This window comes from Mycobacterium interjectum, assembly GCF_900078675.2.
Lineage (GTDB): Bacteria > Actinomycetota > Actinomycetes > Mycobacteriales > Mycobacteriaceae > Mycobacterium > Mycobacterium interjectum.
On the sequence record NZ_LT546237.1, the window covers coordinates 2601653 to 2615904 of the forward strand.

General features: G+C 65.0%; 14 protein-coding genes and 1 pseudogene. 8 read left to right on the forward strand and 7 right to left on the reverse strand.

Annotated elements, in window-relative coordinates; all coding sequences use genetic code 11:
- Nucleotides 1-91 precede the first annotated feature (91 nt).
- The 3 genes from BN4348_RS46835 to BN4348_RS46845 all read left to right on the forward strand — a co-directional run bounded on the left by BN4348_RS46835 (nt 92) and on the right by BN4348_RS46845 (nt 2551).
- Nucleotides 92-532, forward strand: coding sequence for an SDR family oxidoreductase (locus tag BN4348_RS46835; protein WP_235852768.1), 441 nt, complete (start codon nt 92-94; stop codon nt 530-532).
- Nucleotides 529-1287 (forward strand): SDR family NAD(P)-dependent oxidoreductase, encoded by a 759-nt coding sequence (locus tag BN4348_RS46840; protein WP_066914541.1) that lies wholly within the window; start codon nt 529-531, stop codon nt 1285-1287. The genes BN4348_RS46835 and BN4348_RS46840 overlap by 4 nt, the downstream gene beginning before the upstream one ends.
- A 70-nt stretch (nt 1288-1357) precedes the next feature.
- A complete protein-coding gene (locus tag BN4348_RS46845) occupies nt 1358-2551 on the forward strand; it encodes an amidohydrolase family protein (RefSeq protein WP_066914542.1) in 1194 nt (397 codons plus the stop codon).
- Here the strand turns inward: BN4348_RS46845 and BN4348_RS46850 are convergent.
- From BN4348_RS46850 to BN4348_RS46875, 6 genes and pseudogenes are all read right to left on the reverse strand, one after another.
- Nucleotides 2548-3501, reverse strand: coding sequence for an LLM class flavin-dependent oxidoreductase (locus BN4348_RS46850; RefSeq protein WP_066914621.1), 954 nt, complete (start codon nt 3499-3501; stop codon nt 2548-2550). The two genes, BN4348_RS46845 and BN4348_RS46850, sit on opposite strands and share 4 nt — an antisense overlap.
- Nucleotides 3502-3569: 68 nt before the next feature.
- Nucleotides 3570-4112 (reverse strand): annotated as a pseudogene (locus BN4348_RS46855) (alcohol dehydrogenase catalytic domain-containing protein); the annotation flags it as partial.
- 45 nt (nt 4113-4157) lie between these two features.
- Nucleotides 4158-5714 carry a class I adenylate-forming enzyme family protein gene (locus BN4348_RS46860; protein ID WP_066914543.1) on the reverse strand — a complete coding sequence of 519 codons (1557 nt, stop codon included), beginning with the start codon at nt 5712-5714 and terminating at the stop codon, nt 4158-4160.
- A complete protein-coding gene (locus tag BN4348_RS46865) occupies nt 5711-6907 on the reverse strand; it encodes an acyl-CoA dehydrogenase family protein (protein WP_066914544.1) in 1197 nt (398 codons plus the stop codon). The genes BN4348_RS46860 and BN4348_RS46865 overlap by 4 nt, the downstream gene beginning before the upstream one ends.
- Nucleotides 6904-7872 carry an acyl-CoA dehydrogenase family protein gene (locus BN4348_RS46870; RefSeq protein WP_066914545.1) on the reverse strand — a complete coding sequence of 323 codons (969 nt, stop codon included), beginning with the start codon at nt 7870-7872 and terminating at the stop codon, nt 6904-6906. The genes BN4348_RS46865 and BN4348_RS46870 overlap by 4 nt, the downstream gene beginning before the upstream one ends.
- A 7-nt stretch (nt 7873-7879) precedes the next feature.
- The gene (locus tag BN4348_RS46875) at nt 7880-9076 is read right to left on the reverse strand and encodes an amidohydrolase family protein (RefSeq protein ID WP_066914546.1); all 1197 of its coding nucleotides are present in this window, start codon (nt 9074-9076) and stop codon (nt 7880-7882) included.
- A 246-nt stretch (nt 9077-9322) separates the two neighbouring features.
- Between BN4348_RS46875 and BN4348_RS46880 the strand changes: the two genes are divergently transcribed.
- Complete coding sequence (locus BN4348_RS46880) at nt 9323-10423, forward strand: acyl-CoA dehydrogenase family protein (protein WP_066914547.1); 1101 nt, start codon at nt 9323-9325, stop codon at nt 10421-10423.
- 10 nt (nt 10424-10433) lie between these two features.
- A complete protein-coding gene (locus BN4348_RS46885; RefSeq protein WP_066914548.1) occupies nt 10434-11336 on the forward strand; it encodes a TIGR03619 family F420-dependent LLM class oxidoreductase in 903 nt (300 codons plus the stop codon).
- Nucleotides 11337-11343: 7 nt separating this feature from the next.
- On the opposite strand, the gene BN4348_RS46890 is transcribed toward BN4348_RS46885, so the two are convergent.
- The gene (locus BN4348_RS46890) at nt 11344-11787 is read right to left on the reverse strand and encodes a nuclear transport factor 2 family protein (RefSeq protein WP_066914549.1); all 444 of its coding nucleotides are present in this window, start codon (nt 11785-11787) and stop codon (nt 11344-11346) included.
- A 49-nt stretch (nt 11788-11836) separates the two neighbouring features.
- Here BN4348_RS46890 and BN4348_RS46895 point away from each other — a divergent pair, with 49 nt between their 5' ends.
- The 3 genes from BN4348_RS46895 (at nt 11837) to BN4348_RS46905 (ending at nt 14232) form a co-directional block, all read left to right on the forward strand.
- Nucleotides 11837-12466, forward strand: coding sequence for a cysteine hydrolase (locus tag BN4348_RS46895; protein ID WP_066914550.1), 630 nt, complete (start codon nt 11837-11839; stop codon nt 12464-12466).
- Between the two features lie 99 nt (nt 12467-12565).
- Nucleotides 12566-13759 (forward strand): amidohydrolase family protein, encoded by a 1194-nt coding sequence (locus BN4348_RS46900; RefSeq protein WP_066914551.1) that lies wholly within the window; start codon nt 12566-12568, stop codon nt 13757-13759.
- Nucleotides 13756-14232: a MaoC family dehydratase gene (locus tag BN4348_RS46905; protein WP_066914552.1), complete on the forward strand. Its 477-nt coding sequence runs from the start codon at nt 13756-13758 to the stop codon at nt 14230-14232. Before BN4348_RS46900 ends, BN4348_RS46905 begins: the two co-directional genes overlap by 4 nt.
- The last annotated feature ends 20 nt before the right edge of the window (nt 14233-14252 follow it).

A 14252-nucleotide genomic window follows, 5' to 3' on the forward strand; every position in this document is an offset into this window, starting at 1 on the left:
CACTGACCCGCTGACGAGCGCGCTCGCCGACGGACTCGACGCTGTCATGTCAGGGCTCGCTGCGCCTCTACCACCTGCGGTCGACGGCGTCGTGGTCGTCGTCGGCGCCTGCTCGGCGACGACAGTCGACGCCGGCGAGGCGATGTGGCAGACGCTTGTCGCTCTGCAACACTCACACACCGCGATGACGCAGCGCGGCGGCCGTATCGTCCTCGTCGTCCCCACGATCGGCATGGCGGGTGCGGCCGGAGGGGTGGGCTACACGACGGCGATCGAAGGTATCCGAGCGATGACCAAATCGGCCGCGCGGCAATGGTGTTCTGACGACATTACGGTCAATCTCGTCGCGGCTCCGGTGGGTCTGTTCGCGCCGGGCGTGGATGCGTCCCATCTGACCGCGGCCGCGTTTCCCGATGACAGCACGCTGATCCACTCCATCGTGGAGACAACGAAGTTTCTTCTCCGGCGCGACATCGACCACCTCGTCGGGGCGACCATCGTCGTCGACGGAGGTTCGGTGATGCTGCCATGAGGCTTGACGGGCACACGGTCCTGGTGACCGGTGCGGGCGCAGGGGTGGGATCCGGTATCGCGATCGCGCTGGCCGCCAACGGCGCGCATGTCGTGGTCGCATCCCGCTCCGAGAGCGGATGCGATGTCGTCGGCGGGATATCCGCACGACGCCACCAAGCGACCTGGGCACGCTGCGACGTGACCGTACCCGAACAGATCGCTGGGGCCGTGCGCATCGCCCTGGCCGCCACCGGGCGGCTCGACGCGGTGGTGCACAACGCGACCAGCAACAGTTCCAGCCGACCGCATCGGCTCGAGGAGGTGAGCCGGTCGCTGTGGGACGACCACTACTCGGTGTCCGTCGGCGGCGCCCAAAACTGCGCCGCCGCGGCATTCGACGCGCTCAAGACGCGCGGCGGCACCTTCCTGGTGATGACGTCACCTGCCGGTATCGAGGGCAGCGCCACGCTTCCCCTTTACGCGACGATGAAGGGCGCTCTTCGCGGCTTCGCCAAGAGCTTGGCCCGCGAGTGGGCACCTCACGGGATCACGGTCAATGTGGTTTCACCGCTTGCCTATTCACCTGCAATGACCGCCGCGATCGAAGCCGAACCGGCGATGGAGCAGCGCCTTTCACGGCGGGTGCCGCTGGGTCGAATCGGTGATCCCGAGCGCGATATCGGATCGGCCGTCGCGTTCCTGGTCGGCCCCGCAGCGCGCTACATCACCGGACAGACCCTGGGCATAGACGGCGGCCACTTCATGAACCTCTGACCATGAACTCTGAGCCCGGCCGCCCACGGATACCATTGTTTGCTATCTTTGAGAACAACCATTCTCTCGCATGTTGGAGGCGCAGGTGAACGACGAAAAAACGTTCGAAGTATGGGACGCCGACAACCACATGTACGAGACGATCGACGCCTACACGCGGTATCTGCCGGAGAAGTATTCCGACGCATTGAAGTTCGTCGACGTCAACGGCCGGCAGAAGCTCGAGATCCTCGGCGTCATCACCGAGACGATTCCCAACCCCACTTACGAAGTGATTCCCACTCCGGGCGCGTGGGCCGACTACTACCGCGGGATCAACCCGGAGGGCAAGACGCTGCGCGAGCTTGCCGAGCCGATCCGGTGTCCGGACGAGTTCCGGCGTCCCGACCTGCGCCTGGCGTTGATGGACCGCCAAGGGGTCGACGGCGCGCTGATGTTTCCGACCACTGCGGGCATGCTCGAGGAGCGGACGAAATCCGACACGGAGCTCACCCATGCGGTCACCCACGCCTTCAACCGCTGGCTGCTCGACGACTGGACCTTCAACTTCAAGGACCGCATCTTCCCGGTCCCGGCGATCTCCCTCAACGATCCCGCAAAGGGCGTCGCCGAACTCGAGTGGTGCCTGGAGAACGGCGCCAGGACGGTGCTGATCCGGCCGGCGCCGGTACCGCGGGAGGACGGCACCTCGCGGTCACCCGCACTGCCCGAGTTCGACGACTTCTGGAGGTTGGTCGAGTCGTCGGGCATCTCAGTCCAAATGCACAACTCTGACGCGGGCTACGACCGCTACCTGTCGGACTGGGAGGGCGGCAACGAGTTCCAGGGCTTCCAGCTGACGAAGTTCCGCGGATTTATCTACGAGGAGAGCCGCCACATCTTCGACACGCTCGCGGCGTTCGTCGCCCACGGGGTGTTCGAGCGGTTTCCCGGCCTGCGCATCGGTGTGGTCGAGAACGGCGGATCATGGGCTCAGCGCCTGATGGACGTATTCGACCGGGTGTACCGCAAGAAGCCGCGGGAGTTCAGCGAGCATCCCTGTGATGTCTTCCGCAGGCATGTGTGGGTCAACCCGTTCCACGAGGAGGACATGGCGCACCTCATCGATATTCTCGGTGCGGATCGCGTGATGTTCGGGTCGGACTTCCCGCATCCCGAGGGGCTGGCCAACCCCGCGGACTTCGTCAGCGAGCTCGAGAACCTTCCGGCGGCCACCACGGCGCGAGTGATGGGCGGCAACCTCAAGGAGCTGATCGGCATCTAGCCGAGTTCGGCGAATCGCCTCAGATACGGCCAGGCGATCTCCGGCGGCATGCCGCCACACAACGGGGAGATGTTGAACATCTCCCCTGCGGTAACGCGCTCCCTCGCTTCGTCGATCGACAAGATTACATGCGTCGACGATGTGTGGCGCAATTCGTCGACTGTCTTGGCGCCGGTGATGTTGGCCGACGTATTGTCGGGATTCCACTCCGCATACGCCATCGCATCGTGCAGCAGATACTGACCGATCTCGCCCCAGGCGGCATCGACATCTTGAGCGACGAAACAGTTTGTGACGGCATCACGTTCGGGAAACAGCATGAACCCCGGCTCGAAACCGGCTTGGCGGCAAGCCTGCTCATAGGCTTCTTTCATTCTCGGCACCACGCCGTTGGCGAGCAGGCCGAGGCCGTTGCGTCCGGCACGCTTCGCAGCGGCCACGCTGGCGCCGCCCCACATCATGGTCGGCCCTTCCGGCGTCCGCGGCCGGGGCGTCACCCTCATCCGGCGTCCGTCGTGTTCGACCTCTTCGCCGGCCAGCAGCCGACGCAGGATCTCGAGTTTTTTGTCGGCCAGCCGGCCACGATCTGACAGCGAAAGCCCGAAACGTTCGAACTCTTCTGCGCGGTAACCGATCCCGAACACATAGCTCGCGCGGCCCGCGCTGATGTGGTCTAGCACCGCCATGTCCTCGGCGAGCCACGCGGTGTCGTAGAACGGAAGGATGATCACCAGGTTCAGCATCAGCTGTTCGGTGCGCGCGGCGATCGCCGCGCCCAGCATCAGGGGCGAGGGAAGATAGCCGTCGTCGGCGCAGTGATGCTCACACAGCACCGCCGCGACACAGCCACGGGTTTCCGCCCAGGCCGCCATCTCGCATGCCGCGGCATACAGCTCCGTCGGCGGCGCACCGATGGATGGCGCCCGCATGTCGAACCGAAGCGTGAACATCATGCCTGATGTCCTCCTGCTGACCTAGCGTCATCCGAACCCATTACCTCAGCACTGGCCTGGATGACAGACAACGCCGCAACCGCCGACAGGCCGATAGCGCCCGCGCCGATCACGATCGCGACTTCGCCGGGTTCCAGTCGCGAGGCACGAACATAGAACTCACCAACGGCAAAGGCATCCACCACGGCGATCGCATCGCTGGATACCGATCCCTCAACGACTTTCGCCGTCGCCTCCGGGACCACGAGCAACTCTCCGAAACTGCCCTGCGCTTCCGGGTGCTGTCCGATGATCCGGAGTCCGCCTGCCCCGCCATCAACCAGCCGGATCGGCATCGAGGTGACGCGTGCACCGATCGGAAACGCATCGCTACATCCCGGGCCGTGACCGATGACCTCGCCCACGAACTCGTGACCCATCACAATGTCGCGGCCGGGGTCATAAAGCGACCGCCCGGTCGGGTCGTCGATGGCCAGTTCGGGATGGTCCATGAAATGAACATCGGACGCGCAGATCGCGGTGCTGAGTGTCTTCAGCAAGAGATCACCTTGCCCGGGAATCGGATCGGGGGTGTCACGAACCGTCAGTTCGCCGCCTCGCAAGACCACTGCACGCAAGTTTCACGTCCTTTCTGTACTGATGCTCAGTCAGAATCACCGACTCACGAACTGGGCGCGTAGTTCGGCCTTGAGCACCTTGCCGGTGAGGTTGCGAGGCAGCGCATCCACGATTTCGAGCCGTTCGGGCGTTTTCTGCTTGCTCAGCCCTCGAGCTTGACAATGTTCGAAAACCGACGACAGCGTCACCGACGCGCCCGGACGGGCGACGACGACGGCGCACACGCGCTCGCCGGTCCGCTCATCGGGAACACCGATGACGACGACGTCGGCCACCGCCGGGTGGCTCGCCAGCACACCCTCGATCTCGAGTGCCGAGATGTTCTCGGCGTTGCGGATGATCGCATCCTTGATGCGCCCGGTGACGATGACGTTGCCGTCGCCGTCGATGCGACCCAGATCGCCTGTGCGGAACCACCCGTCGGCGTCGAACGCATCGGCATCCAAGGAAGCATCGACGTAGCCGAGGAAGCATTGCGGCCCCTTGAGCCGCAGCTCCCCCTCCTCGCCGGGCGCGACCTGCCGCTCGGATGCGTCGACGACTCGCACCGCAACGCCTGGCACCGGCTTGCCGACGGTGTGGTCCAGCAGCTCCGGAGGGCCGTCCGGTGCTTGAGAAGTAGCGACCGGAAATTCGGTCAGTCCCCACGAATTGGCCACACCGTCGACTGAAAAAATTTGCCGCACTTGGTTACCCAACTCTGCAGTGATCGGCGCGCCGCCGCCGACGCAGCCGCGCAGGCTGGGATAGAGCGGTTCGTCGCCATGCTTGGCCTGCGCCGCCATGAAGGCGACGAAGAACGGGGTCGCGCTGCCCAGCAGCGTCGGGCGGTGCGCCGCGATCGCGATCGGGGTCTCGACGGGATCGAAGGCGTCGAACAGCACCAGCCGCATGCCGGTACGGAGAGCCGCGGCGAGCATGGCAGCTCCCCCGATGTGCGAAACCGGAAACGCGATCGGGTTGACGTCGCTACTGGACGCGCCGACGATGCCGACGACGCCCTCCGAGCCGGCGATGACCGAGCGGTCGCAGTGCCGCGCGCCCTTCGGGGCCGCCGTCGTCCCCGACGAATAGTAGATCCAGCGTGCGTCCTCGCCAGATTTCGGTGGTGCAGGCAGCGCCGCCGGATCACCGGCAGGCAGTCGAAGTGCGTCGGTGATGGGCGCGTTGTGGTCGATGACCACGACAGACATCGGCCTCTCGTCGGCGAGACGGTGCGCGAGCGAGGTGTGGTCGAAGTTGCGCCACAATCCCGGCACGACAATGACGTCGGTCTCGAGTTGCGTTGTCACAAAGCGCAGTTCGCTCTCCCGCCATATCGTCAGCACCGGGTTCTGGACCGCACCAAGACGGGTCAGCGCGACCATGACGACCATCGTCTCCAGCGTGGTCGGCAGCTGCCACGACACCACCGTGCCCGCGCCGATCCCGCGCTCGGCCAGCGCCGCTGCACACGTCAGCGCGGATCCGCACAGCTGTGCGCTGGACAGCCTGCGCCCATAGTCGTCGGCGAGGACCACCCTGTCGGGGTGCGCTTCGGCTGCGGCCTCGATCAGCGACCAGTAGGTCTGCGCGGCGGGGTGCGTGGTCATCGGCTCGGCAAGTGCAGCCGGCGCTTGGCAAGGATGTTGCGCATCATTTCCGAGCTGCCACCCGATATCGTGTAGGCCCGCGACCATAGCCAGCATTCACGCAGCCGTTCTTTGGCCTGCCGCAGATCATCGTCTGCGGCGACTGTCGCAGACGCCGCCAGCTCCGCGCCATATGCCGCGACACGGTGATAGGTCTCGGCAAAGCTCAACTTGGCGATCGAGCCGTCTCCGGGCTGTTCATCGCCCGTTGTCAGCCGCTCCACGTGGTCGTCGATGAACGCCTTGGCCACTTCGACCTCGACGGCCAACTCGGCCACCTGTTGGCGGATGTCGCCCGACTCCAGCGCGGGTGCGCCGTCCACATGCGCGTGGCCGGCCACGGTGACCAAATCGTCGATCAACAGTTCGAGCAAGATCACGTTGCCGCCGATGCCGAATCGTTCAAAGTCCAAACCCGCCATGATGATCGACCAGCCTTGGCCCACCTCGCCGATCAGGCTCTCCGCATCAAGCCGGACTCCGGTCAGGAAGACTTCATTGACCTCGATCGCGTCACCGATCGTGCGGATCGGACGAACCTCGACACCGTCCGCCGAGAGCGGCACGGCAAAGACCGACAGGCCGTGGTGGCGTAATGAAGTCGGATCGGTGCGGATCAGGGCGAGGCCCATGTCCGCCCAATGCCCGTCGGTGATCCAGATCTTCTGCCCGTCGATGCGCCAGCTCCCATCGTCTTGCCGCGCGCCGCGGCTGCGCACTGCGGCGATGTCGCTACCCGCATCGGGTTCACTCAGTAGTTGGCACCAGACATGCTCGCTGCGGCGGATGGGTGGCAGCAGTGTTCGCTTCTGCTCTTCGGAACCGAAGTGCAACAAGACGTGTGCGGCCAGGTTGACCTGGTCGATGGGCCGTGGTGCGCGGGCGCGCAGAATCTCCTCGCTCACGATGCGATCGTGCAACGGGTGGTGGTCGTCGCGTCCGCCGTATTCGACCGGCCAATCGGCACCGATGAGCCCCGCCTCGAATAGGCCGGCGAACCACGTGCGCAGCTGAGCTTCCTGGTCGGCGGTCTCGGGCGCTCGGTGGCCTTCGCGCGCTTCGATCGGCGGTGCGTGATCGGCGATGTATGCCCTGACCCGCTGCCTGAAGTCGGCCAGCTGCGCCGCGGTGGGCCGGTTCCCGAACACGCTCACCAGCCCGACACCTCCGCCAGCAGCGCCCGACTGGACCGCGCCGTGCCTATGAGGTGACCGTTGGCGAAGACACGACGCAGCTCGTGGTGCAGCGGGTACTCCCAGGTGAAGCCGATGCCGCCGGACAGTTGCATGCACTCGTCGACGGCGGCGGCGGCTTTCGCCGCGACGAACGCGTGCGCCGCCGCCGTCAGCGCGGTCGCCCTTTCCTCGGCGGAAGCGATTCCCCTCGCCGCCCTCATGACGACGGCGCGCGCTTTGACCTCGAAGACAAGTAGCTCCACGAGCCGGTGCTGAATCGCTTGAAAGCTCGCAATCGGCGCCCCGAACGCGACGCGCTCCTTGAGGTACGCCGTCAGCCGTTCGAGGGTCATCGACACCGCGCCCACGGAGTCGGCGGCAACAAGTAGCCGGGCCATCGCGATCAACTCGTCGGCCCGCTCGGGAGATCCGATCAGGGCGCTGGGCGCGTCTGTGACGTCGGTACGCCATACCGTTCTGGTGACGTCGAGCAGATCCGCGTCCAGCTCGAACCGGTCGCGATCCACCTCGCACAACAAGTGAATTCCGTTGCGGCCCAATATGAGCACTATGTCGACCTGATCGCCGCGGATGACGCGTGCGGTCTGATCAAGAACGGCGAAGCCCGCCGTCACGGTGCCGTCGAGCAAGCCGGGCAGCAATTGTTCCCTGACTTCCTCGGGCGCGGAGGCGAGCGCCGCGGCGCCCAGCGTGGTTCCGAACCACGCAGACCCGTCCTGTGCCCGCCCGAGCTCTTCGGCCACGACGCACGCCTCGACCGGACGCCAGCCGGCACCGCCCAGCACCTCATCGACAAGCAGCCCAGTCCAGTCCATCGCCGCAAGGTCCTTGACCGTACCCTTCTCCCCGCGTTCGGCCAGGAACTCCCGCGCCGACGCTCGCAAGAGCTCGAGGTCGACCGCGGCTGAGTCCTGGTCTGCCATCCCGCTGCTAACTCCGGGAGAGCAGCTGGTCGGCGTTGTCGCGCATGATTCGCCGCTTGGCGGCGTCGTCGAGCGGATCGAGCAACTTGGCGAACTCCGCCGGCACAGCCAGGCCTTCGGCGTGCGGGTAATCCGAGCCCATCACCAGGCAGTCGTCGTACCCCAGGCCCGCGACGACCGCGGGGATGTCGTCCTCGGGGTATGGCACGACTCGGACATGACGGCGAAAGATCGACGACGGCCGCTCCGTCAACTTCCCGCCGATCCATGGGCCGTTGCGGCCCATGCCGCGGCTCTTGTCCATGTGTCTGACGAAGAACGGCACCCATTCCGCGCCGTGCTCGGCGACGAGGACGTTCAGACCCGGGAAGCGGCCAAAGAGGTTGTCGAAGATGAGTGCGGACAACGTCTCCTCGATCGGTCGCTGCCCGTAGATGTTCATCCACTGCCATGCCGACATGTGCCACGAGGCAGGGTCGGGGTTCTGTCCCCACGCGGGCGAGATCGCATCGAAGTACCAGAACGGCATGATGTGGAACACCAGGATGCAGCCGGCCTCCTGCAAGCGTGCGTAAACGGGGTCGAAGTACGGGTCGCCGGGTGATCGGCCGTAGGCCGGCCCAGTTGGCAGCAGCACAAACTTTGCGCCCTGCGCGATGATCGCTTCCGTTTCTGCGATCGCAGAATCCAAGTCGCGCAATGACATCAGCGCCGTGGCATAGATCTTGTCTTCGTAGTTGAAACCCCACTCCTCATCAAACCATCGGTTGAACGAGCGCAGATTCGCATACAGTGCTGCCGTGTCATCGACATAGTGTTCGGCGGCCAGCGCCATACCGCTTGGATAGATGACCATCCGCTCGATGTTCTGGTCCGCCATGACGGCCAGCCGTGCGCCACGCTCGATGAATTCCGGTTGCATGGGCTGCGGCTCGTAGGACTCCTCAGGATTGCCCGATCCCATCTGCTTGAGCATCTCCTTGAGCGAGCCGGGCCGGTAAGCGACATCGAGACCCAGACCCCCCTCGCTGTTGAAGGTGGCGACGCGATGCCCCGCGAGGATCACTTCTACGCCGTCCGCCCCGCGCACGGTGGTGATCGCCCGGTCCCTGAACTCTTCCGGCAGATAACGAGTGAAAGCGTCCCGCGTCTCGTAGCAGTGGGTGTCGCAGTCAAAGATGCCGTAGTCGAGTTTCGTCGTCACCGCGTCGCTCCTTTAGCGAGAATGCAAATTCTCTATTTCCAGAAAACATACTATCCTGATGCGGCAATGGCCATCCCGGGCTGGATGGTCGAGGCGCCTGAGGAGTACGCGGCGACGGCTCTGCCGCGACCGCACAGAGGAGACATGTCACGTTCACAATTGCTGGCGGACAACGGGATCGGCGGACGGCAATGAGCATGTGGATTCGCCCTGATTCCGCGGCGCGACCGAGTCCGGAGGCCGCGCGTGCCTACGAGTGAGCTCGACGAGCTGCGCAGCGTCGTTCGCGACTACCTGACTGCCACATCGCCCAGCGAGACGGTGCGTAAGCTGATGGCGACGGACACCGGGTACGACGAGGCGTCGTGGCACCAGATGGCCGGAGAGTTGGGTCTGCACGGCATCGGCGTCCCCGAGCGGTGGGGCGGGGCGGGTGCTGGTATGGCCGAACTGGCGGTGGTCTTCGAGGAAATGGGACGCGCGCTGCTGTGCTCCCCGTTTTTCGCCACCGTGGCGCTGGCGGCCCAAGCCATTCTCGCCAGCGGCGATGACGCGGCGGCGGAAGAGTTCCTCCCCGGGCTCGTTGACGGCTCTGCCACCGCGACGCTGATACTCAACGGCCGCCTGGACGCCTGGGACCCCGCCGCCGTGACACTTAAGGCCGAGCGCCATGGCGCCGCCTATCGGGTCCACGGTGAGGCGCCGCTCGTGATCGATGGTCACACCGCGGACGTCGTCCTTATCGCGGCCGGCACTGACGCCGGCATTTCGTTACTGGCGATCCGCGCCGGGGCAGACGGGGTTCGCCGCGCACCGCTGGCCGGCCTCGACCGGACCCGCAAGCTGGCCCGGTTGGAGTTCACCGGGGCGCCAGCAACGTTGATCGGAGCCGACGGCGGTGCTGCCGACTTCTTGGCGCGCACGTCGGACCTCGCCATTGTCACGCTGACGGCCGAACAGCTCGGCGCTGCGCAACGCTGCCTCGACATGGCCGTCGACTACGCCAAGCATCGAATTCAGTTCGGTCGGCCAATCGGCAGTTTCCAAGCGATCAAGCACCGCTGCGCGGACATGTTGGTCCAGGTTGAGGGTGCACGTTCGGCCGTGTCGCATGCGGCCGAGGTGGCCCACACCGATGACCTGCCGACCGCCGCATCGGTCGCGAAAATGGTCTGTTCGGAAGCCTTCCTCCAGGTTGCGCTCGACAACATGCGCATCCACGGCGGCATCGGCTTCACCTGGGAACACGATGCCCACCTGTTCGTCCGTCGCGCCAAGACCACCGAGTTGACCTTCGGCGACCCCGACTACCACGCCCAACGCCTGGCCACACTCGTTTCCCCATGAAAGGACCCTCGTGACCGTTTGCTTCTCCCTCGAACTGCCCACCCAACGCGTCGAGGCGGTCGACGAGTTCGTGACCGCCGACGCGATTGCCGACATCGCGCGAGTGGCCGAGGCGAGCGGATTCGGCGCAGTCCACGTCACCGACCACCCCGCCCCCGACGCGAAGTGGCTCGACCACGGCGGCCACCACGCCCTTGATCCGTTCGTCGCGTTGGCGTTCGCCGCCGCCGCGACGACCGACGTCAAGTTGCTGACCAATGTCTACATCGCCGCTTACCGCAACCCCTTTCTCGGTGCCAAGTCGATTCAAAGCCTCGCCGCGCTGTCGAAGGGGCGACTCATCCTCGGTACCGCTGCGGGTTATCTCAAGCCCGAATTCAGAGCCCTCGGAATCGATTTCGACAGCCGCGGCGCCCTGCTCGACGAGGCACTCGACGTCTTGGACAAAGTGCTCACCGGTGCGGATATCGCCTATGAAGGGTCGTCGTTCGCCGCCCGCGGTGTGCGGCTGCGGCCACTGCCCGCCACTCCGCCACCGGTGTGGGTCGGCGGCAACAGCAAGCCTGCGGTACGCCGGGCGGTATCGCGCGCCCAGGGGTGGGCGCCGTTCAATACCTTCGGCTACGCCGCGGCGTCGCGTACCGCGGAGATCTCGACGATCGACGAGTTGGAGCTCGCCATCGACTGGGCCAAGCAACACGCGGCCGAAGTCGGCCGCACCGCACCGCTGGACATCTGCTTCTCGGCGGGAAGCCTCTTGGACGACAGCAGATCGGCCGACGAACGTCACGCGACCATCGCACGACTCGAGGCGGCGGGGGTCACCTGGCTCACCATCGCTCCGCAGGGCGCCGACCGAGCCGAACTCATCGACCGTTCCCGTGCTTTCGCCGAGGAGTTCATCACGGCATGAGGCACGCTCAGGCCATCAGGCTATCGGCCGCGAACGCGTCCACGCTGATCCGGCGATGGGCGAACAGCCACCGACCGTTGACCGGGATCAGTACATCCCGGTAGCGGCCCCAGTGGTCGAGCCCGATGTCAGTGTGGACGGCGAAGTAACTGCTGACCTCGACCCTGTCGCGGGCCACCGATCCGAACCGGATGCTGGAGACGTGGTGGCGGACGTGAGTCAGGCTGCGCCCCGCCGCTTGCCCCGAATCCGAAGGCCGGGTCACCGCGCCGAGGCCGGCCTCGATTGCCGCGGCCCCCGTCAGCGGTTCGACACCTCCGGTGAACTCCAATACGCCCTCCTCGCCAAAGCACGACGCGAGCGCGGGGAGATCGAATCGATCGGTGGCCGCGGTGTAGTCGGCTAGCGTCTGCCGCACCGACTCCCGTACCTCAAGCTCCCAAGCCTCCACCTGACCTCCTCACAAACGAGCATTTCCGCACACGATAACGTTTGTTCTCATGCCACATCCAAGCCTCCAGGACCTGCTTGATCCCGCCACCACCGCGCTCGTGACCCAAGAGTGTCAGGGCGGCGTGATCGGACCGCAGGCTGGCCTCCCCTTGCTCGCCGAAGAGGCCCGGCGCGAGGCCATTCCCAACATCGCCAAACTGCTCGACGCGGCCAGGACGGCCGGTGTCACGGTCGTGCACTGCCTGGTCCAACGGCGCGCCGACGGTCGCGGTTCCAACACGAACGCCCGGTTGTTCGCGGCGGGCAAATCCTTCAGCGTCGACCTCACGCCCGGTAGCGCGGGGGCGTCAGTACTGCCGGAGTTGGGCCCACTCGATACCGACATCGTTCTCACTCGCACCCACGGCGTCGGCCCGATGTGCGGCACCGATCTCGACTCTGTGCTGCGCAACCTGGGCATCAAGACGGTTGTGGGGGTGGGCGTTTCGGTCAACGTCGCGATTACAAACTTCGTGATGGACGCCGTGAACCGTGGCTACCAGTTCGTTCTACCGCGGGACGCGGTGAGTGGATACCCGCGGGAGTACGCGGATTCGATCATCGACAACACCCTGTCCCTGCTCGCGACCGTGACCCCGTCCAGTGCGGTTGTCGACGCGTGGAATGCGTTGGCCTGACCGATAGCGTCACCCGACCTGGATGTTGCGGGACGAGGGTGATAACGTCATTCTCAAATAGCGTAAATGATCATATTCGCTGCGCAGGAGGAAAGTCCCATGTCTTCCCGTTCATTGCCGTACCCGGTTTTCGACATCGACAACCACATGTACGAGACGACGGACGCACTGACCAAGTACCTGCCGAAGGAGCACCGCGGAAAGGTCGGTTACGTCGAGGTCAACGGCCGGCCCAAACTGGTCGTCAAGGACCACATCAGCCACATGATCCCCAATCCGACATTTGAGCGGGTGGCCAGGCCGGGCAGCGCCGAGGACTACTTCCTGGGCAACAATCCCGAAGGCCTCAACTTCCGCGAGTTCATCGGCGAGGCAATGAATGTCATCCCCGCCTACCAGGCGCCCGCACCCCGCCTAGAGCTGATGGACGAACTGGGCATCGACCAGTGCGTAATGTACCCGACCCTCGCCAGCCTCATCGAAGAACGCACCACCGACGACGTCATACTCACCCACGCGATCATCCACGCGCTCAACGAGTGGATGCACGAGCACTGGACATTCAACTACCACGACCGGATCTTCCCGACGCCCGTCATCTGCTTGCCGCTGGTGGACGAAGCCATCAGAGAGTTCCACTGGGGCCTCGAACGCGGCATGAAGACGTTCCTGGTCCGGCCCGCACCCGTGCCCAGCCGCTTCGGCGGTTCGCGCTCCATGGGCCTGCCCGAATTCGACCCGTTCTGGGAAGAGGTCGTCAACGCCGGCATGCCAGTCACCATGCATGCCTCGGACAGCGGCTATCAGAAGCACCTCATGGAGTGGGAGGGCGGCGACGAGTACCTGTCCTTCAAGCCGAGTGCGCTACGGGAGGTCGTGATGGGCCACCGCGCCATCGAGGACACCCTGGCCGCGATGATCTGCCACGGCGCGCTCTCGCGCTTCCCAGATCTGAAAATATTGTGCGTCGAGAACGGCAGCGGCTGGGTACGCAACCTGCTCGAGCAGCTCAACACCGCCTACAAGATCATGCCCAAGGAGTTCGAGGAGCATCCCGTCGAGGTGTTCAAGCGCAATATTTACATCCACCCGTTCCTCGAAGACGACGTCAAGGGAATCGTCGACATCATGGGCGAGGACCACGTGATGTTCGGCTCCGATTTCCCTCACCCCGAGGGCATCGGGGACCCCCTGAGCTTCGTCGACCGGCTGGACGGCATCTCGGAATCGACCAAGGCAAAAATTATGGGCGGCAACGCTATTGAGCAGTTGAAACTCAACGTCCCCGCATGATCCAGGCGCCCACTTCCCCGAAGGTGTACGACGGGATCGCCGGCTTCGAGGCCCACGTCGGCGAGCATCTCGGCTACAGCGACTGGCGCCGGGTCACACAGAAGGAGATCGACCTGTTCGCCGAGGCGACCGGAGATCATCAGTGGATTCATGTCGACCAGGAGAAGGCTGCCACCGGCCCCTATGGCCGGACCATCGCACACGGGTATTTGACCTTGTCGCTGGTACCCATTCTGGTGCAACAGATTTACCGGGTGACCGGATTGGCGATGCAGGTGAATTACGGCGTCGATAAGCTGCGGTTCCCCGCACCGGTACCGGTCGACTCCCGCATCAGGGCGGGCGCCGAGCTATTGAAAGTGGAGCGCAACGAGAGCGGAGGCCGGGCCACAGTGCGCGTCACCGTCGAAGTCGAGGGAAGCGACCGGCCGGCGTGTGTCGTCGACACGATCGCCGCGATGGTCGACGCCTGATTAACGAGAATAAGCAAGAC